General features: G+C 74.4%; 19 protein-coding genes. 10 read left to right on the forward strand and 9 right to left on the reverse strand.

Translation table 11 applies throughout. The features are described 5' to 3' along the window. Positions 1-109 precede the first annotated feature (109 nt). The 5 genes from IW256_RS17850 (at position 110) to IW256_RS17870 (ending at position 6,625) form a co-directional block, all read left to right on the forward strand. Positions 110-1,084, forward strand: a complete 975-nt coding sequence (locus IW256_RS17850; RefSeq protein ID WP_197012069.1) for an EamA family transporter — start codon at positions 110-112, stop codon at positions 1,082-1,084. Between the two features lie 128 nt (positions 1,085-1,212). After that, on the forward strand, positions 1,213-2,550 hold the full coding sequence (locus tag IW256_RS17855; RefSeq protein ID WP_197012070.1) for a hypothetical protein: 1,338 nt from the start codon (positions 1,213-1,215) through the stop codon (positions 2,548-2,550). 22 nt (positions 2,551-2,572) lie between these two features. Continuing rightward, complete coding sequence (locus IW256_RS17860) at positions 2,573-3,550, forward strand: ARPP-1 family domain-containing protein (protein ID WP_197012071.1); 978 nt, start codon at positions 2,573-2,575, stop codon at positions 3,548-3,550. A 404-nt stretch (positions 3,551-3,954) separates the two neighbouring features. Beyond that, positions 3,955-5,187: an LLM class flavin-dependent oxidoreductase gene (locus IW256_RS17865; RefSeq protein WP_197012072.1), complete on the forward strand. Its 1,233-nt coding sequence runs from the start codon at positions 3,955-3,957 to the stop codon at positions 5,185-5,187. Between the two features lie 154 nt (positions 5,188-5,341). Beyond that, positions 5,342-6,625, forward strand: a complete 1,284-nt coding sequence (locus IW256_RS17870; protein WP_197016374.1) for a cytochrome P450 — start codon at positions 5,342-5,344, stop codon at positions 6,623-6,625. A 67-nt stretch (positions 6,626-6,692) separates the two neighbouring features. On the opposite strand, the gene IW256_RS17875 is transcribed toward IW256_RS17870, so the two are convergent. Beyond that, the gene (locus IW256_RS17875) at positions 6,693-7,427 is read right to left on the reverse strand and encodes an alpha/beta fold hydrolase (RefSeq protein WP_197012073.1); all 735 of its coding nucleotides are present in this window, start codon (positions 7,425-7,427) and stop codon (positions 6,693-6,695) included. 139 nt (positions 7,428-7,566) lie between these two features. Between IW256_RS17875 and IW256_RS17880 the strand changes: the two genes are divergently transcribed. From IW256_RS17880 to IW256_RS17890, 3 genes are read left to right on the forward strand one after another with little or no spacing between them, the layout of a single operon-like run. Next, the gene (locus IW256_RS17880) at positions 7,567-8,589 is read left to right on the forward strand and encodes a helix-turn-helix transcriptional regulator (RefSeq protein ID WP_307828931.1); all 1,023 of its coding nucleotides are present in this window, start codon (positions 7,567-7,569) and stop codon (positions 8,587-8,589) included. Between the two features lie 13 nt (positions 8,590-8,602). Then, entirely contained in the window at positions 8,603-9,133 is a 531-nt protein-coding gene (locus IW256_RS17885) for an ATP-binding protein (RefSeq protein WP_197012074.1), read from the forward strand. Beyond that, positions 9,114-9,863, forward strand: coding sequence for a tRNA(His) guanylyltransferase Thg1 family protein (locus tag IW256_RS17890; RefSeq protein WP_197012075.1), 750 nt, complete (start codon positions 9,114-9,116; stop codon positions 9,861-9,863). The genes IW256_RS17885 and IW256_RS17890 overlap by 20 nt, the downstream gene beginning before the upstream one ends. A 38-nt stretch (positions 9,864-9,901) precedes the next feature. Here the strand turns inward: IW256_RS17890 and IW256_RS17895 are convergent, their stop codons facing one another. The 3 genes from IW256_RS17895 to IW256_RS17905 are packed head-to-tail and all read right to left on the reverse strand — an operon-like array spanning position 9,902 to position 13,027. Next, positions 9,902-11,149 (reverse strand): amidase, encoded by a 1,248-nt coding sequence (locus tag IW256_RS17895; RefSeq protein WP_307828932.1) that lies wholly within the window; start codon positions 11,147-11,149, stop codon positions 9,902-9,904. Continuing rightward, positions 11,131-12,255 (reverse strand): AAA family ATPase, encoded by a 1,125-nt coding sequence (locus tag IW256_RS17900; protein ID WP_197012076.1) that lies wholly within the window; start codon positions 12,253-12,255, stop codon positions 11,131-11,133. Before IW256_RS17900 ends, IW256_RS17895 begins: the two co-directional genes overlap by 19 nt. Further along, positions 12,242-13,027: an RNA ligase family protein gene (locus tag IW256_RS17905; protein WP_197012077.1), complete on the reverse strand. Its 786-nt coding sequence runs from the start codon at positions 13,025-13,027 to the stop codon at positions 12,242-12,244. The genes IW256_RS17900 and IW256_RS17905 overlap by 14 nt, the downstream gene beginning before the upstream one ends. Before the next feature lie 103 nt (positions 13,028-13,130). On the opposite strand from IW256_RS17905, the gene IW256_RS17910 reads away from it, so the two are divergent. Together IW256_RS17910 and IW256_RS17915 are read left to right on the forward strand one after the other, a co-directional pair. Then, entirely contained in the window at positions 13,131-13,727 is a 597-nt protein-coding gene (locus IW256_RS17910) for an ArsR/SmtB family transcription factor (protein WP_197012078.1), read from the forward strand. Next, positions 13,724-14,467, forward strand: a complete 744-nt coding sequence (locus IW256_RS17915; protein WP_197012079.1) for an SRPBCC family protein — start codon at positions 13,724-13,726, stop codon at positions 14,465-14,467. Before IW256_RS17910 ends, IW256_RS17915 begins: the two co-directional genes overlap by 4 nt. A gap of 29 nt (positions 14,468-14,496) precedes the next feature. Here the strand turns inward: IW256_RS17915 and IW256_RS17920 are convergent, their stop codons facing one another. From IW256_RS17920 to IW256_RS17940, 5 genes are all read right to left on the reverse strand, one after another. Beyond that, the gene (locus IW256_RS17920; RefSeq protein WP_307828933.1) at positions 14,497-15,744 is read right to left on the reverse strand and encodes an RNA polymerase sigma factor; all 1,248 of its coding nucleotides are present in this window, start codon (positions 15,742-15,744) and stop codon (positions 14,497-14,499) included. Further along, entirely contained in the window at positions 15,741-16,106 is a 366-nt protein-coding gene (locus IW256_RS17925) for a YciI family protein (protein WP_197012080.1), read from the reverse strand. Before IW256_RS17925 ends, IW256_RS17920 begins: the two co-directional genes overlap by 4 nt. Positions 16,107-16,263: 157 nt before the next feature. Further along, positions 16,264-17,706: an MFS transporter gene (locus IW256_RS17930; RefSeq protein WP_197012081.1), complete on the reverse strand. Its 1,443-nt coding sequence runs from the start codon at positions 17,704-17,706 to the stop codon at positions 16,264-16,266. Between the two features lie 103 nt (positions 17,707-17,809). After that, positions 17,810-18,472, reverse strand: a complete 663-nt coding sequence (locus IW256_RS17935; protein ID WP_197012082.1) for an SAM-dependent methyltransferase — start codon at positions 18,470-18,472, stop codon at positions 17,810-17,812. A 150-nt stretch (positions 18,473-18,622) separates the two neighbouring features. Beyond that, complete coding sequence (locus IW256_RS17940) at positions 18,623-19,063, reverse strand: nuclear transport factor 2 family protein (RefSeq protein WP_197012083.1); 441 nt, start codon at positions 19,061-19,063, stop codon at positions 18,623-18,625. Positions 19,064-19,112: the final 49 nt, after the last annotated feature.

The following is a 19,112-nucleotide window of genomic DNA, read 5'->3' on the forward strand; positions in this document are numbered from 1 at the left end:
CCGGCAACGCCGCAGCACCTCGGGCCCCGCCCGCCCCTCCCGATGTAAGGAGTGTTGTGCAAGGATGCTCCTGAATCGGAACGGGCGGGGGAAGACGGAGGAGACGAACATGGACCAGGCCGCGCGCACCAGGACCACGGGCCTGGTCCTGGCGGTGATCTCCTCGATCTGCTTCGGCGCCTCCGGCCCGTTCGGCAAGGCGCTGATCAACGCCGGGCTGAGCCCGCTGCAGGCGGTCTGGCTGCGCATCGCCGGGGCCGCCCTGGTGCTGGTGCCGCTGGTGCTGGTCCTGCGCGGCCCGGCCATCGCCGGCGCGCTGCGGCCCCACCTGCCGCGGCTGGCGGTGTACGGGCTGACGGGCGTGGCCGGCTGCCAGGCGTTCTACTTCGTCGCCGCCTCCCGGCTGCCGGTGGGCGTGGCGATCCTGCTGGAGTTCACCGGCCCCGTCCTGGTCCTGGCCTGGCTGCGGCTGGTGCGCCGCACCCGGGTGCACCGCACCGCGGTCCTGGGCGTGGCCGTCGCGGTCGCCGGCCTGACGATGGTGGTGCAGGTGTGGTCCGGCCTGCGGCTGGACGCCCTGGGCCTGGCGGCCGGGCTGGGCGCCGCCGCCTGCCAGGCCGCCTACTTCCTGATCATCGACCGGCTCGCGGGGGAGGTCGACCCGCTGGCGATGACCGCGGTGGGCAGCGTGGTCGCCGCCGCGGCGCTCACCCTCATCGCCGCCCCCTGGGCCCTGCCCTGGGAGGTGCTGCCGGCCGCGGTGCCGGTCGCCGGGCACACCGCCCCCGGCTGGGTACTGGCGGCCTGGATCATCCTGATCAGCACCGTGGTGGCCTACCTGACCGGTGTGGCCGGGGTGCAGCGGCTGTCGGCCCAGGTCGCCGGCGCGGTCTGCTACACCGAGGCGGTCGCCGCCACGCTCATCGCCTGGGCCGCCCTGGGCGAACGCCTCGCCCCCGCACAGATCATCGGCGGGGTCATCGTGCTCGCCGGCGCGTTCATCGCCCAGCGCGCGGTCATCGAACGCACCCCCGTCGTGGTCTCGCCCGAAGCCCCGGCCGCCCCCGCCGTCGCCCCCCGCTGACCCTGGCGGGCGGTGTCCGGCCGGAACGGCGGCGACGACACCCCCCGCCCGGACGCGCCCGCCGGAAAATCAGTGTCGGGGCACTCGCGGCCGTTCCTAGACTCCATGATTGCGGAGGCGAAACAATCATGGACACCCCCACGCTCCTCACCCATCTGGAGACACGCGGCCGGGCCCTGACGCTGCCCCGGGGCGGCACCCTGTGCTGGGACGACGCGGACCTGCACCGCGCCGCCTACACCGACGACCCCGAAGGGTACGCGCTGCTGGGCCTGGCCCCCGGCGTGCAGCCCTGGCAGCGGGCCCGCGTCCTGCTGCAACTGCTGGCCGCCTCCCAGGCCGGGCTGGACGACCCCACCCGCCACACCCTGGCCAGGACCGCGCGGGTCCTGACCCTGGCACTGCCCCCCGCCTGCGTCATCACCGTCCTGCTGAGCCTGCGGCGGCTGCGCGCCAACCACAAGCACACCACCCGTACGGCGCTGCGGTTCGTCCTGGAACACCCCCAGGCCGACCAGCTCATCGCCGCCCGGCGGCCCGCGCTGCTCGACTGCTTCGAGCACGCCCTCGGCAAGGCCACCGCACGCGGCTGCGCCCGCCGCATCGCCGACGGCGACACCGGCTCCGACTACCTCCAGCGGCGGCTGCTGCGCTTCCTGACCGCCCCCCAGGCCGCCCTCTCCCGCGTCACCGCGCTGTACGGAACGGGCACGCGGCAGCAGGGGACGGCGGTCGAGCACGGGCCCGCGCTCACCATCGACACCGTCCGCGAGCGCCCCCGGACGGTCACCGCGACCAACCGCGGCGACATCGCCGCCACCCTGGTCCACCTCTACCGGGGCGGCCCCGCCGAGGACCTGTACGTGGCGCTGGGCGACCAGATCGGCGCCGCGGCCGCCGCGTTCCCCCGGTTCGAGGGCACGCTGGCCCTGGTGGTGGACGCCTCGGCGTCGATGCGCGGTCACGGCGACCGCGAATGGGCGCTGCTGTCGCAGGCCGCCGCGCTGCGCATGGTGCTGTCGGAGGTCTGCGCCCGCCTGGAGGTCATCGAGGTCGGCGGCGAGGAACGCGCCCCGCGCGGCGCCACCGACCTGGCCATGGGCGTGCTCGACGCGCTGGGCACGGGCCCCGACCTGGTGGCCGTGGTCTCCGACGGCTACGAGAACCTGTTCCCCGGTGACCTGGCCCGCGTGGTGGCCACCCTCCCGCGCGCCGGCGTCACCACCCCCGTGGTGTTCTGCCACGCCCTGTTCACCGGCAGCGACGACCTGACCCTGCGCCGTCCCGCGCCCGCGCTGCCCCAGCGCGGCTTCTGGCACCAGGACGACTTCGCCGAACTGCTGCCCTGGATGTTCGGGCACTGCGCCGCCGGCGCGCCCTGGCTGCGCGCCAGCCTCCACACCCGCCTGGACCTGCTGGACCGCAGGGCCGACCGGCTCACCGCCCCCTCCCGGCCCGCCGCATGACAGGAACGGGAGGACACACCCCATGAGCGACCTCACCACCCTCGACACCCTGGTCCCCGGCCCCCTCAGCCTGGCCGGGCACCGCCTGGGCACACCGCAGCGTGCGGGCGCCCTCACCATGGTGCCGATCTCCGGGCCCGCCTACCCCGGCATCGTCCCGCCCCGCAGCGGCCTCAAGCTCACCCGCGTCGCCGGATACGGCCGGGTCGAACTGAGCAACGGCGCCGACCGCGGCGTGGCGATCGTGCCGCTGCACATCGGCTACGTCCAGGACGCCGCGCAGAACCACGCGCTGTGCCGGTCGGCGTTCCTGGCCGCCGGGCAGAGACTGATGTGCGAGGACGCCTGCTGCGTGCAGGAGAGCCAGGGCGGCTACCTCACCGAACGCGACCAGTGGTTCTTCATCCTGCCGCTGGAACTGCGCGCCCGCGCCCTCGAACTGCGCGGCGTGTCCGACTACGGCAAGCTCTGGCGCGACATCGCCGACCTCAACCGCGGCCACGGGCTGCCCCGCCGCGGGCACCTGGAACAGATCCTGTCACGCCGGCGCGGGCTGCTCACCCAGTACCAGAGCCGCCTGGAACCACAGCCGGGCCAGCTGGGCGCGCTGTTCTTCATCGAAGACCGCTTCGCCGGCCTCGAACTGGCACCCGACCCGCTCTACTTCACCGAGATCTGGGCCGCCCTGGTCTGCTTCGCCTACGGCGTGGCCGCCTGGCACGCCGACCCCGCCCGCGACGCCGAACGGCAGCCGCCGCCCGAGCCGTTCGAGGCCACCGGCCTGGGCGAGCTGCGCGCCGCGCTCGACCGCGACCGCGCCGCCCGGATCGCCCGGATCGCCGACCGGATCGCCGCCGTCCCCACCGGCCCCGTCACCGTCCAGGAGGAGGAGCGCTACCTCCGGCTGCGGCTGTCCACCGTCACCGGAACGCACCTGGCCGGACAGATCGTCACCGACGGTGACCGCGCCGTCTACGCCTCCCTGTTCGCCCGCCCCTGAATCCGCGCCCCCGACGGCACCCCTGGGGTACCGAATGGGAAAAGGGGTTGCCCCGGGGACACGGCGACCACTTCAATCGACTCCAACGGGAACTGTGCCGGGCATGTCGCGCGGACACCAGATGCCAGATCTGGACGTCGTGCGAGAACACGAACCCGAGCGCGACGAGGCGCCGGCCGCTCGTCCCGACCCGCCTCCCGGCCACAACGCTCCCCCCACAGCCTCCCGGCCAGGAACGCGGGCCGCCCGGACAACCACAGCGCCAGGCACACCCCGCCGCCAGACCGCAGAGCATCCGGCACCGGCACCGGCACCGGTGTGACCGGTGTGACCGGAAGGCGCGGAGGGCATGAGGACCTGCAGAACGACGTTCTAGTCCGTTTCCCTCCTGGACAGGGGTCCCGATGAGCTCTCCCACCCCGGCCGGGCCTCGGCGCTTCGGCATCTTCCTCGCCCCGTTCCATCCCCCCGGCCAGAACCCCACCCTCGCCCTTGAACGCGACCTGGACCTGCTGGTGCACCTGGACCGGCTCGGATTCCACGAGGCCTGGATCGGCGAGCACCACTCGGCCGGCCACGAGATCATCGCCTCGCCCGAGGTGTTCATCGCCACCGCCGCCGAACGCACCCGCCACCTGCGGCTGGGCACCGGCGTCTCCTCCCTGCCCTACCACCACCCCCTGATGCTGGCCGACCGGATGGTGCTGCTGTCCCACCTCACCCGGGGACGGGTGATGCTGGGCGTGGGCCCCGGCGCGCTGCCCTCCGACGCCTCCATGATGGGCATCCCCGTCGCCCGGCAGCGCGACATGATGGAGGAGGCCCTGGAGGCGGTCCTGGCACTGCTGCGCGGCCACGAACCCGTCACCCGCGACACCGGCTGGTTCCAGCTGCGCGACGCCCGCCTGCAACTGCGGCCCTACGGCGACGACCTGGAGGTCGCGGTGGCCGCCATGGTCTCCCCCTCCGGCCCCCGCGCCGCCGGCCGCCACGGATGCGGCCTGCTGTCGCTGGGCGCCACCCAGACCGCCGGGTTCGACGCCCTCGGCTACCACTGGGGCGTCATGGAGGAACGCGCCGCCCGGTACGGCAACACCGCCGACCGCGGCGACTGGCGCCTGGTCGGCCCCATGCACCTGGCCCCCACCCGCGAGCAGGCGGCCCGTGACGTGGCCTTCGGCCTGGCCGACTGGGTCGCCTACTTCCAGAAGGTCGCCGCGCTGCCCATCGCGCCCGACACCGAGGACCCCGAGCAGCTGGTCGCCGCCATCAACGCCACCGGCCTCGGCGTGATCGGCACGCCCGGCGACGCCATCGCCCAGATCGAACGGCTCGCCGCCCAGTCCGGGGGCTTCGGCACCTACCTGCTGATGGCGCACGACTGGGCCGACACCGAGGCGACCCTGCGCTCCTACGAGCTGTTCGCCCGCTACGTCGCCCCGGCCTTCCAGGGATCGGCGCGCTCGCCGGCCGCCAGCCGCGACTGGGCCGCCGCCAACCGGGCCGCGTTCATCGACGAGGCCACCGGCGCGATCACCTCCAAGATCCAGGAACACGAACAGGAACGCGAGCAGGAACGCGAGCAGGAACGCGAGCAGGAACGCGGCCGGGCAGGGCGGGCGGGCCCGGGCACGTGAGGCCCGGGCGCCCGCCCGGCCGCGACCCGCCCGGCTCGGCCGTGTACGCCCGATGTGTACTGGATCACAGGGACCTCTCCGCCATTGACCCGTAACCGGACGCTTATCCAAGCTGGGGCGTACCGGATCGACGAAGGGCGGCACGGCGGTGGCCATCCAGCGGGCGAACGCACCAGCGGACGACATCGACCTGAGCGACCTGAGGTTCTGGGCGCGCCCCCTGGACGAACGCGCCGACGCCTTCGCCCGCCTGCGGGCCGAGGACGGGCCGCGCTTCTACCCCGACCCGCCGGTCCCGTTCACCCGCGGCGGCCCCGGCTACTGGGCCCTGGTCCGGCACGCCGACGTCCTGGAGGCCAGCCGCAACCCGCGGATCTTCAGCAGCGAGCCCAACGCCACCACCGTGATCGACGCCCCCCGGTGGCTCCAGCGCTACGTCAACTCGATGATCAACATGGACGACCCGCGGCACGCCGCGATCCGCCGGATCGTGTCGCGGGCGTTCAGCCCCAAGATGCTGGCCAAGACCGAGGACGACGTGCAGGCCCGCGCCGAGCGGATCGTCGACGAACTGATCGCCACCGGCCCCGGCGACTTCGTGGCCAAGGTCGCCGTCCGCCTGCCGGTCGAGATCATCTGCGACATGCTCGGCATCCCCGGCGCCCTCTACCCGCGCGTACTGCGCCTGACCAACATCGTCCTGGGCAACTCCGACCCCGAGTACACCGGCATCACCCCCGACATGGGCCGCCTGCGCACCGGCCTCGGGCTGGCCAAGGTGGCCATGGCGAGCCGGGAACTGCACCGCGTCGCCGCCCGGCTGGGCCGCGAACGGGTCTCCCGGCCCACCGGCGACCTCACCTCGGCGCTCGTCAACGCCAACGTCGACGGCGAGAAGCTCACCGCCCAGCAGTTCGGCACCTTCTTCCTGCTGCTGGTGGTGGCGGGGAACGAGACCACCCGCACCGCCATCGCGCACGGCCTGAAACTCCTCACCGACAACCCCGGCCAGCGCGACCTGCTCCTGGAGGACTTCGACGGCCGGATCGCCGGCGCCGTCGAGGAGATCGTCCGCATGTCCACCCCGGTCATCTGCTTCCGCCGCAACCTCACCCGCGACCACGAGATGAACGGCCACACCTACCGCAAGGGCGACAAGGTGATGCTGTTCTACAACTCGGCCAACCGCGACGAGAGCGTCTTCACCGACCCCGACACCTTCGACATCACCCGCTCACCCAACCCCCACGTCGGGTTCGGCGGCCCGGGCCCGCACTTCTGCCTCGGCGCCAACCTCGCCCGCCGCGAGATCACCGTGATGTTCCGCGAACTGTTCACCCGCCTGCCCGACCTGCGCACCGACGGCGAACCCGACCGGCTCATGTCCAGCTTCATCAACGGCTACAAGCGCCTGCCCTGCACCTTCACCACCCCCTGAACCGCCCGCCCGGCCGCCGCCCCCGGGCGCGCCCGGGCCCTCCCGGGCGGGCAGGCCCTGCGCGCCGTCACAGCCGGCCCAGCAGGGCCGCCAGATCGGCCGGCCGCGACAGCATCGGCCAATGCCCGGTGGGCAACTCGTGAAAGGTCCACTCCGGCCCCGCCAGCATGGCGAACATCGGATCCCCGGCGGCCACCCTCTGCTCCACCACCGCCACCGGAACCGTACTCATGATCAGCGTCTTGGGCGTGCCGGGGATCCGGCCGGGCCGCACCAGCGGCTGCGTCGCCGTCCCCCACGGCTGCGGCGTCGCCCGCTCGCGCAACCGCGCCAGCGCCGCCTCGTCCAGACCCGCCAGCAGCCCCGGCTCGGCCACCGGATCGAACGCCGGCGGCGGGATCAGCCGGCCCTGCCCCTCCTGCGCCACCCGCTTCTCCACCGCCGGCCGCGCCCCGGGATCGAAGTCGATCTGCGCCAGCCCCGAGGGCAGCGGCGCCGTGTCCACGTAGACCACCCGGGCCAGCCGCTCGGGAACGCGGTCGGCCACCCCGGTGACCGGCATGTTCGCGCCGCTGTGCCCCACCAGCACCACCTCGCGGAGGTCCTCCCGCTCCAGCAGGCCGGCGATGTCGGCGACATGGGCGTCCACGTCCACCTCCGCGGTCGCCTCACCCGCCCGCTCGGCCAGCCCCGGCAACGTCACCGCGTACACCCGGTGACCGGCCCCGCGCAGGCCGGCGGCCACCTCGTCCCACGCCCAGGCACCCAGCCAGAAACCGGGAACCAGCACGAACGTCGTCATCACGCACTCCTCTTCATCGCCCGCATGCCGTGTCCATCGCCCGCATGCCGTGTCCGCCCGCGGCGGCCGTCACCGCCGGGGTCGAGAAGACCGTAGGCTCGATACCGGACAGGAACCGCCCGGATTGAGAGCATGACCTGTGTCACACCCCACCACCCGCATCCTCGCCATGCTGGAACTACTCCAGGCCAACCACCGCCTGTCCGGCACGGAACTGGCCCGCCGCCTGCGGGTCGACCAGCGCACCGTCCGCCGGTACGCCGCCCGGCTGGAGGACCTGGGCGTCCCCGTGGTCGCCGAACGCGGGCGCCACGGCGGCTACCGGCTCATGCCCGGCTACAAGCTCCCGCCCCTGATGCTCAACGACGACGAGGCGACCGCCGTGGTCCTCGGCCTGCTGGCCGGGCGCCGCCTCGGCCTGCCCGGCCAGGCCACCGAGACCGCCCTGGCCAAGGTCCAGCGCGTCCTGCCCGACACCCTGCGCGCACGCGTCCAGGCCCTGCACGACACCCTCGGCTTCACCCTGGCCGCCGGCGACCCCGCCGCGCCCGCCACCACCGTGCTGCTCACCCTGGCCGCCGCGGCCCGGTCCAGGCGGCGCCTGCGGATGCGCTACCGCTCATGGCGGCCCACCGGCGACCCCGCGAGCGCCCCAGTGGGCGACCCCGCGGGCGACCCCGGGGGCGGCCCGGACGGCGACGGCTCCGAGCGCGACCTCGACCCCTACGGCCTGGTCTTCCACTCCGGGCGCTGGTACGTCACCGGACACGACCACCGCAGCGCCCAGATCCGCACCTTCCGCGTGGACCGCGTGATCTCCGCCGAACCGGCCCCCGGCCCCGCCGGCTCCTACGACGTCCCGCCCGGCTTCGACCCCGTCCAGCACGTCACCCGGTCGCTGGCCGGCGTCCCCTACACCCACCAGGTCGAGGTCTGGCTCGAGACCACCCTGGACCAGGCCCGACGGCGCATCCCCGCCACCGTGGCCACCCTCAGCCAGGACGGCGGGGGAGTGCTCATGGTCACCCGCGCCCAGCGCCTGGACGGCATGGCGCAGATGCTCGCCGGGCTCGGCTGGCCCTTCACCATCCGCCGCCCCGAACCGCTCCGCGCGGCCGTACGCGACCTGGCCGACGCCCTGCACGCGAACGCCGGAAGATGAAAGGCGCCCCGAAATGGAACTGGCCATCCTGATCGGACTGCAGGCCTCGGGCAAGACCACCTTCTACCGGCGGCACCTGGCCGGAACGCACGCCCACGTCAGCAAGGACCTGTTCGGCCGCTCCTCCCGGCGCAAGCAGGCCCGCCAGCTCGCGCTGATCGCCCAGGCGCTGGAGGACGGCCGCGACGTCGCCGTCGACAACACCAACCCCTCGCCCGAGGAATGGGCACCCCTGATCGAACTGGGCCGGCGGTACGGCGCGCGGGTCACCGGCTACTGGTTCCCGCCCGAGATCCCCGGCGCCGTCCTGCGCAACGCGGCCCGCCCCGCGCATATCCGGGTGCCCGACGCAGGGATCTATGCCACCCTCGGACGACTGCGGAGGCCCCGCGCCGCCGACGGGTTCGACGCCCTGCGCGTCGTCCGCCTCGACGGCGCCGGCGGCTTCACCGTGACCGACCCGAACGACCCGAACGACGACACCGGCACCGGCCGCGAGAGCGGACCGGACGAGGGAGACGCACGTGCGGACGCGCGACCTTGAGACGCGGATGCGGGAGCGGGAGTGGTTCCACTCCCTGACGCTGCTGCCCGGCGCCTGGGCCGTCATCCGCGTGGACGGCCGCGGGTTCTCCGCCTACACCGAGCCGCGCTTCGACAAGCCCTTCGACCCGCGCTTCTCCGAACTCATGACCGAGACGGCCCGCGCCCTGCTCACCGAGTTCTCCGGCCGCTACGCCTACACCGAGAGCGACGAGATCTCCCTGGTCCTGGACCCCGCCACCGACCTGTTCGGACGCGAGGTGGAGAAGCTGGTCTCGGTCTCGGCCGGGATCGCCTCGGCCGCCTTCACCCACGCCGCGGGCGAACCCGCCGCCTTCGACAGCCGGATCTGGATGGGCACCGGCACGCAGGACGTCATCGACTACCTGTCCTGGCGGCAGGCCGACGCCGCCCGCTGCTCCCTCAACGGCTGGTGCTACTGGACCCTGCGGCGCGAGGGCCGCACCGCGCGCCAGGCCACCCGCGAGCTGGAACGCACCGGCATCCCCGGCAAGAACGAACTGCTGTACGCGCGCGGGATCAACTTCAACGACCTGCCGGCCTGGCAGCGCCGCGGCGTCGGGCTGTGGTGGGAGACCTACGACAAGGCCGGCCACGACCCCCGCAGCGGCGCGCAGGTCACCGCCACCCGCCGCCGCGTCCACGTCGAGCGCGAGCTGCCCATGAAGGACGCCTACCGCGCGCTGGTCGAGGACCTGCTGACCCGCTGACCCACCGGCACGCCGACCCACCCGGCACGCCGGGTCCCTCACGCGGGCCGCAGCGGCGGGCGCGGCCAGGGCGACACGGCCTCCAGGCCGGCCGCGACCCGCAGCAGCGCCGCCTCCCGGCCGTGCGCGGCGACCGCCTGCAACCCGACCGGGGTCCCGTCGGGCCCCACACCCGCCGGAACGCTGACGGCCGGATGCCCGCTGACGTTGAACGCCCAGGTCAGATCCACCGACATCGCCCTGCCCGGCCCCTGGTGGCCGTGCGGGGCGGTGGGGGTCGCCGGGGTCAGCAGGACATCGACCGCGCCGAACAGCGCGCCGAGCCTCTCGTCGTTGACCCCCCGGACGCGCGCCGCCTCCCGCTCGGCCGCCTCCCGCTCGGCCGCCTCCGAGGCGGCCCGCACCGGACCGGAACGCAGCGCCCGCCAGACGGGACCAGGATCGAGCAGGCGCAGGTCGTGGGCGCGCAACGCGATCACCCCGGCCTCCTCCAGCCGCCCGGCCGCGACGCGGGCGATCCGCGCCTGCCCGGCGTCGACCGCCGCGAACCCCAGCGTGCCCGACCACGCCGCCCGCAACGCCGGCGCACCGTCCGGCGCCAGGACGGCCGGGCCGGTGAGGTCCTCACCCAGCATCAGCGACAGGTACAGCGCGGCGTCGCGCGCCGTGCCGGTCACCGCGCCCAGCGCGGCCAGCCCCGAACGGTCCCGCGCCGGCAGCCGCCGGGTGGTGGGCTTGAACCCGACCACCCCGCACCAGGCCGCCGGGATCCGCAACGACCCGGCGCCGTCACTGCCCGTGGCCAGCGGCACGATCCCCGCCGCCACGGCCGCCGCGGACCCCGCCGAGGACCCGCCCGGCGTACGGTCGGCGCGCCAGGGGTTGAGCGTCGGGCCCCGCCCGGTGTGCCCCCAGGTCTGCCACTCGGTGCCCGGCCCCGGCACGGAGGTGAGCCCGACGACGACGCAGCCGTGCCGCTCGAGCCGTCCGGTCTGCGCGGCCTGGGAACGCCGCCACGCCTTCACCCCGACCGGCACCCCCGCCAGGCGCGGGCGGGCGCCGCGCGCCAGGTCCCGGTCGACCGCGCGCGCCGACGCGAGCGCCCGTTCCGGCCAGGTCTCGGTGAACGCGCGCAGCCGCGGGTCGAGCGCGTCCAGGCGCGCCAGCGCGGCCTCGGTCACCTCCACCGCCGACAGCCGGCGGCCGATCACCAGGTCCGCGGTCGCGGTCGCGTCCGGCGCGGCCGCGAAGGTCCCGCCGCCTCCGGTCAGGCGGTCGACAGCCACAGCACCCGGTGCGCCTCGGTCGGGTCGGGCATCTCCCAGCGCCGCACCAGCCGCTCGATCACCGCCTCCGGCACCGGAGCGGGACGGCCGCGGTTGCGGCGGGCCAGCACCTCCGGCGGGGCCTCCAGCGCCACCAGCTCGATCCGGCCGCGGTAACCGGCGGCCAGACCGGTGCACCGCTCGCGCATCGTCCGGGAGACGTTGGTGGCGTTCCACACGAACGACCGCCCCGCGCGCAGGTGCTCGCGCGCCCGGGCCTGCGCGGCGGCGATCACCTCGCCCTGCGCTCCGGCCGGGGAGACCCCCAGCTCCTCCCGGATCCGGTCCAGGCTCACCACCGGCACGCCGGGCCGGTTCTCGGCGATCCAGCGGTCCTTGCCCACCCCCGGCAGCCCCGACAGAACGGTCACCGTGAGCCGCGTGTCGTCGTGGGCGTCATAGCCGGGGTCGCGGCCGGGCCTGCGGAAATACCAGAACCGCGCGTGGTCGGAGGGGAAGCGGCGCGGGACGTCCAGGCAATCCTGCTCGGCGCAGTACTCGCGGTAGAGCTCGACGTTCTCCAGCAGCTCTTCGGCGCCGCCGCAGATCCGGCCGAGGATGTCGGCGGTGGCCAGCAGCACCAGGTCGTCGTTGCGGGCCAGCAGGCTCACCCGGAAAGCGATCGGCTCCAGGTCGGGGCGTTCCAGCGCCCAGAACGGCACCTGGTGGTGCCGGACGAGGGCGGCCACGTGCTCGCGCCAGCCGACCGGGGCGCCCAGCTCCCACAGGATCCGGCGCACCATCAGATCGCCCCGCCGGGAATGCCCGTGCGCGGTGACGCGGCCGTCGTCCTCGGTACGGGTGCACGCGGGCTTGCCGATGTCGTGCATCAGCACCGCGGTGAACAGCCGGACCCGTTCGTCCGCGGGCCGGGCCTGCCACTCCGGCAGCGCGGCCAGCGCCTCGCACGCCATCCGGGTGTGCTCGCGGGCGTCGCCCTCGGCGTGATGGGCCGGGTCCTGCGGCACCCCCGCCAGGTCCCGCACCCACGCGAACGCCGCGTGGATCTCCTGCCACGGCACCCGCCAGTGCGGAGGCGCCGGGCACAGCTCCTCAAACACCCGCATACAGCACCTCCGGGTCGGCCAGGCCGTTGGCGACGATCGGCCGGTCCAGCCAGTGCGTGCCGGAGTCGCCGATGGCGGTCAGGAAGCTGGGCCGCACCCACTTGAACCGCCCGACGGTCCTGCCCTCCTCCTCGACCTTGATGTAGAGGCCCTCCATCTCCTCGGCCCGGTCGGTCTCGCCCGCCACCCGGTCGGGGTCGGCGCCGCCGCTCAGCGCGGCCTCCCGCAGCGCCTCCCGCCACCGCCCCGTACGGCAGGTCGAGGGCCCGGCCAGCGCGGTGAGGTCGTCCAGGCTCTCCACCGGCCCCTCGCGCAGGACGGGGACCGGCACCACCGGCGTGCCGTCGAGCAGCTCGCGGCGCCGCAGGGTGGACAGGAACGTCCCGTCCCGCCGGTCCAGGACGTCGAACTCGCAGAAGTAGTGGGGGAGGGCGTCGTAGAACATCGTGTGCTTGGCGTAGAGCCACTCTCCGTACATCACGTACCGGTCGCTCAGCCGCGGCCGCAGGAGATGCTGCACCGAGGCCGCCCACGCCTTGAGCGGCGCGAAGTGCCTCTCCCGGGGGCCGCCGGTCAGGTAGTGGCCCCGGCTCTGCAGCAGCAGCCGCCCGTCGGAGGTGAAGCTGACGCCGCAGTTGGCCCCGTCCAGCTTCTCCTCCACCACCAGGTACCGCCCGGCGATCTCCCGGAAGGGCGCCGCGGCCAGGTCGTGGTCGCCGGGCTGCAACCGGGAGCCGGTGATGTGCCGGGTCCGGGGGTACTTGCGCAACATGCCGACCGTTGTAACGGGACATGATCACGCGGGGCAACCGAATAATCCCCCGGACGACGACCCCCGCCTTGACGAGAAAATTTTTCGGTAGCAGCATGGAGAGATGATCGAGGTAGCGGTGATCGAGGACCCCGCCGCGGCGGAGGTGTCCCTGGACCCGATCCGGGCCCGGCTGCTGGCCGAACTGTCGGCCGAACCCGCGTCGGCGGCGATGCTGGCCGCCCGCGTCGGCCTCGCACGCCAGAAGGTGAACTACCACCTCAAGGCCCTGGAACGGCACGGACTGGTGGAACTGGTGGAGGAACGGCGCAAGGGCAACGTCAACGAGCGCATGATGCGCGCGACCGCGGCCTCCTTCGTGATCTCACCGGTCGCCCTGTCGGCCGTCCAGCCCGACCCCGGCCGCTCGCCCGACCGGCTGTCGGCGCGCTGGCTGCTGGCCGTGGCCGCCCGGCTCGTCCGGGACGTCGGCGCGCTGGTGACCGGCGCCGACCGGGCGGGTAAGAAGGTGGCGACGTTCGCGATCGACGGCGAGGTGCGGTTCGCCTCCGCCGCCGACCGTGCCGCGTTCGCCGAGGAACTGGCCGGCGCCGTCACCGCGCTGGTGTCCAAATACCACGACGACCAGGCCGAACGGGGCCGCCGCCACCGCCTCGTCGTCGCCGTCCATCCCAGTGTCGACAAGGAGTCCCGCCCATGACGCACGAGTTCGAGGTGCGCGAGTCGATCGAGATCGAGGCCACCCCCGAGCAGGTCTGGGAGGCCATCGCCACCGGTCCCGGCGTCGACTCCTGGTTCATGGGCCGCAACGAGATCGAACCGGGCGAGGGCGGACGCACCCGGATGACCCTGGCCGGGATGACCGAAGAGGCCACCGTCACCGCCTACGAGCCGGGCAAACGCTTCGCCTACCGCTCCGATGAGTCCCCCGAGGGCACCTTCATGGCCATGGAGTACCTCATCGAGGGCCGCCAGGGCGGCGGCACCGTCCTGCGCATGGTGCACAGCGGGTTCCTGGGCGACGACTGGGAGGCCGAGTACGAGGCGATGAGCGTCGGCGACCTGATGTACCTGCGCAAGCTGGCCGTCTACCTCAAGCACTTCCCCGGCCGGATCTCCACGTTCAACCTGTTCGCCGTCGGGCCGCAGGTGCCCGCCGACCGCGCCTGGGCGGCGTTCGGGGACGCGCTCGGGCTGCCGGGCGCGCCCGCCGCCGGCGCGGCGGTCCGGCTCTCGGTGGAGGGGCTCCCCGCCGCCGGAGGCGTCGTGGAATGGGCCGACCGCGGCTTCGTCGGCGTGCGCACCGACGGCGGCCTCTACATGCTCCTGCACGGCCATCTCGACACCGTCGTCGTGGAGTACCACCACTACACCGGCGACCTGGACACCGGCCGGCTCGAGACGGCCTGGGGGACCTGGCTGGAGCGGGCCTTCGCCTGAAACGGCCGCCCGACCGCCCGACCGGGCGGTCAGCGCGCCCGCGCCGCCGCGAGCCGGTCCGCCCTGCCCTCCAGGTAGCGGCGTTCGGGAAGGCTGGCGGTGCGGCGCGCCGCCGTCCGGTACGACTCGGCGGCCGCCGGCAGCTCACCGGCCAGCTCCAGCAGGTGGGCCCGGACCGCCTCCAGCCGGTGATGCCGCGCCAGCCGCTCGTCGCCCTCCAGCTCCTCCAGCAGCTCCAGCCCCGCCCGCGGCCCCTTCACCATCGCCGTCGCGACGGCGTGGTTCAGCGACACCATCGGGTTGGGCGAGGTGCGGCGCAGCATCCCGTACAGGCCGAGGATCTGCGGCCAGTCGGTGTCCTCGGCACTGGTCGCCTCCGCGTGCACCGCCGCGATCGCCGCCTGCAGCTGGTACGGGCCGACCGGCCCGTGCGGCAGCGCCTCGGCCACCAGCGCCAGGCCCTCGTCCAGGTACGCCCGGTCCCAGCGGGAGCGGTCCTGCTCGGCCAGCGGGATCAGCTCCCCGTCCGGCGCCGTCCGGGCCGCGCGCCGGGCGTCGGTGAGCAGCATGAGCGCCAGCAGCCCCGCGACCTCCCCGTTGCCGGGCAGCTGCGCCCGGACCGCGCGGGCCAGGCGGATGGCCTCGCCGCTCAGGTCCTGGCGGTGCAGCTCGGGCCCGTCGGTGGCGGTGTAGCCCTCGTTGAAGATCAGGTACAGCACCTGCAGGACCGCGCCGAGCCGCCGGCCCCGCTCCGGGCCCGGCGGCATCCGGAACGTCGCCCCCGCCGCCTTGATCCGCTGCTTGGCCCGGCTGATGCGCTGGGCCATCGTCGCCTCGGGCACCAGGAACGCGTGCGCGATCTGCGCGGTCGTCAGGCCGCCCACGGCGCGCAGCGTGAGCGCCACCTGCGAGGCCCCCGACAGCGCCGGATGGCAGCACAGGAACAGCAGCGTCAGCGTGTCGTCGCGTCCGGTCCCGGTCTCGGTGTCGGCGGCGGGCGCCAGCGGCTCCCCGGCCAGGGCCTCGGCGGCCTCCCGCCGCCGCCGCGCCTGATCGCTGCGCACCTGGTCGGCCATCCGGCGGGCGGCCACGGTCACCAGCCAGCCGCGGGGATTGCCCGGCATCCCCTCGGCGGGCCACTGCACCGCCGCCGCCAGCAGCGCCTCCTGCACCGCGTCCTCGGCCGTGTCGAAGTCGCCGTGGCGGCGGACGAGCACGCCGAGGACCTGCGGGGCAAGCGACCGCAGCAGGTCCTCGACGGACACGTCCCCGCTCACATCTCCATCCCCGCCGAGAACATGATCGGACGGACCTCCACGCCCAGGAACCGCGCCTCGGCCATCTGCGCGGCCACCTCCAGCGCCCGCTCCTTGGTCTCGCAGTCGACCACGTAGTAGCCGGCCAGGTACTCCTTGGACTCGGCGAACGGGCCGTCGGTCACCGCCGGGGCCCCGTCCTCACCGACCCGGACGGTGGCGCTGGTGGAGGGATTGGCGAGCGCGTGGGTGACGACCAGTTCCCCGGACTCGCGCAGCATGTTCATGAACCCCTCCTGGGAGTTCATCATGTGGTTGCGCTCCTCCTCGGAGAGGGCCTGCCACGCGTCGTCGTTCATGTGGATCATCAGCAGGTACTTCATGGTGGTGCTCCTCCCTCGCGGCCCCCCGACGGGTGCCGGTCACCTGGTGGTCGGTGCGCTCCGCCGCTTCTCGACATCCTCGGCCGATCTTTTTCCGGATCTTCGAAAGAGGCGGGCGGTGCCGCCCGGACCGGGTGTCCGTGCTCCCATGGCCACCCTATTCAGGCCGGTGAGCACCCGTACGCTCGTTCGCCGCCGACGGGAGTGTCGCCGCCAGCGCCGCGACGGCCACCATCACCGCCGCCATGGCCAGGAACGCGCGGCCGTGGTCGAAGGAACCGGCCAGGGACCCCTCCGCCCCCGACGCTCCCGACGCTCCAACGGCACCGGCCGCCGCGAGCGTGCTCAGCACCGCCAGCCCGAGCGCCCCGCCCACCTGCTTGGCCGTGTTCATCAGTCCCGAGGCCGCCCCCGCGTCGCCCGGCGCGACTCCGCGGGTGACCGCGACGGCGGCCGGGCCGTTCAGCAGCCCCGCACCGGCCGAGATGAGCACGGCCGGGACCAGCACCCCGGGCAGGTACCCGCCTTCGGGGACGGCGCGGGCCTGCCAGGCGAACCCGGCCGCCGAGACCAGCGCCCCGGCGCCGATCAGCACGCGGGCGTCCACCCGCTCCATGAGCCACGGGGTGAGGCGCAGTCCGACGGCGATCGTCACCACCGTGTGCGGCAGGAACCCCAGGCCGGTCCGCAGCCCCCCGTAGCCCAGGCCGTCCTGCATGTAGAAGGTCAGGAAGAACCACATCGGGTTGAGGCAGGCGCCCGCCAGCAGGAGCACGAGGTTGCCCGCCCAGATCGAACGGGGCCGCAGCAGCCGCAGCGGCATCAGCGGCGCGGCGGCCGGCCGCGTCTCGACCAGGACGAACGCGGCCAGGGCCAGGACCGCGCCGCCCAGTGCGCAGACCGTCACCGCGTCGTCCCAGCCGCGCCCCCGGACCTGGGTGACGCCGAAGGTGAGCAGCATCAGACCCGAGGTGACCGTCACCGCCCCGGCGACGTCCAGGCGCCGCCCTCCCCGGACGCGGCCGCCGCCGGTGGACAGGAAGGCCATCGCCAGTGGCAGGGCCACGGCTCCCAGCGGCACGTTCACCAGCAGGATCCAGCGCCAGGACAGGAACTCGGTGAGCGCGCCGCCGATGAGGTTGCCCGCCGTCCCACCGGCCAGGCCCACCGAGGTCCAGGCCGCCAGCGCCCGCGTCCGGCCGGGGCCCTCCGGGAAGGTGGTCGTCAGGAGGGTGAGCGTCGCGGGTGCCAGGACCGCCGCGCCCAGCCCCTGCGCGGCGCGGGCGGCCACCAGCACGCCCGGCGTGGTGGCCAGGCCGCCCACCAGGCTCGCCGCCGAGAACAGCGCCAGCCCCGCGGCGAAGACCCGCCGGAGGCCGTAGAGGTCGGCGAGCCGGCCCCCCAGGAGCAGGAAGCCCGCGAACGCCAGGGCGTAGCCGTTCACCACCCACTGCGGGCCCGCCGCCCCGAAGCCCAGGGCCTGCCGGATCGAGGGCAGCGCGACGTTCACCACCGAGATGTCCAGCACCACCATGAACTGCGCCGCGCAGGCCAGCGCGACCACCACCGGCCCGGCCGGGCCCCCGCCGCGCACCGCCATCCGCCCTCCCGGCAGAAGAATGTGAACGCATTGCGCCCTGCGCCGCCGGCCCGGCAGGCCCTCGCCGCGCTCGCCGCGTTCCCGGGCGGGTGGTGGCCGCGGGTCAGGAAACGCCCTGGCCGAGCCGCCGCACCTTAAGGACGTTGTCGGTGCGGACGGCCGGGCGCCCCTCGGGGGACTGCTGGGTCCGCTCGTACTCCTCGCACAGCAGCACCTCCCACTCGCCCTCGGGCAGTTCCAGGGACTCCAGCACCTCCTGAGGCGTCGGGAGATGCACGTCGTGGTGGTGGGCGTCGTGGTGGCCGTCGTGCTCCTCCCACGGGGGGAGTCCCGCGTGCCCGACCACCAGGAGCACCCCGCCGGGCGCCACCGCCGCGGCGGCGTTGCGCAGGATCTTCTCGCGCGGCATGTCCCCGCCCGAGTGCAGGAAGCAGGCGGAGACGAGGTCGAAGGTCCCGGCCGGGAAGGACGTCCCCAGATCATGCGGCCGCCACTCGATCCGGCCGGCCACCCCGGCCTCCTCCGCGTGCCGCGCGGCCCGCTCCAGGGCGACCCGGGAGATGTCCACCCCGGTGACCCGCCAGCCGCGGCGCGCGAGCCAGACCGCGTCGGCCCCTTCACCGCTGCCCAGGTCCAGGGCCGTGCCCGGCTCCATCCCGGTGACCTCGCGGACCAGGATCATGTTGGGGTTCCCGCTCCACATCCGGTCGCTCTCCAGGTAGCGGGAGTCCCAGAACTCCCCGTCCCAGGCGTGCTCGTCGGCCATCGGTGTCACTCCTCCGTCGTGCTCGCGCGTCTCGCCGCGCTCGCCGCGTCTCTCCCGCCGATGTTGCGCGGTCGCCTCGCGCGGGGGCAAATTTCGTTGCCGACACCGCAAAAAGGTGCGGGAGGGAGGGGACGTCCGGGGTGCGAGCGTTCAGCCCGTCATGGTCGAGCCCGCGCCGTGCCCGTCCACGCTCACCAGCCGCCGCGAGAACAGCCACCGGTCCCCGCAGGGCACCAGGACGTCCCGGTAACGGCCCCAGTGGTCGGGGCCGCGGGCGTTCATCACCAGGAAATAGGCCGAGGTCCGGGCCAGCCGCGGCGTGACCTCCTCGAACCGCAGGTTCGTCACCATGTGCCGGATCACGCCGGGACGCCCGTCCGGCCCCGGCGCCGACCCGCGCCCGGCCGCCGCCGCCAGCAACGCCACGATCGCCTCCCGGCCCGAGCAGACCTCACCGCCCCTGATCTCCAGCACGCCGCCCTCGGTGAACGTCGCGGCCAGCTCCTCGGCCCTCCCGCGGTCACCGGCGTGGGTGTAGGCGGCCAGCGTGTCGCGGATCCGCTCACGCGCGACCAGTTCCCAGATCTCCAAGCGGCCCTCCAAGATCGGCGCCCCGGCGCGTGCCGCCTCCAGGGTGCAC

The sequence above is a fragment of the Actinomadura viridis genome, from assembly GCF_015751755.1.
GTDB lineage: Bacteria > Actinomycetota > Actinomycetes > Streptosporangiales > Streptosporangiaceae > Spirillospora > Spirillospora viridis.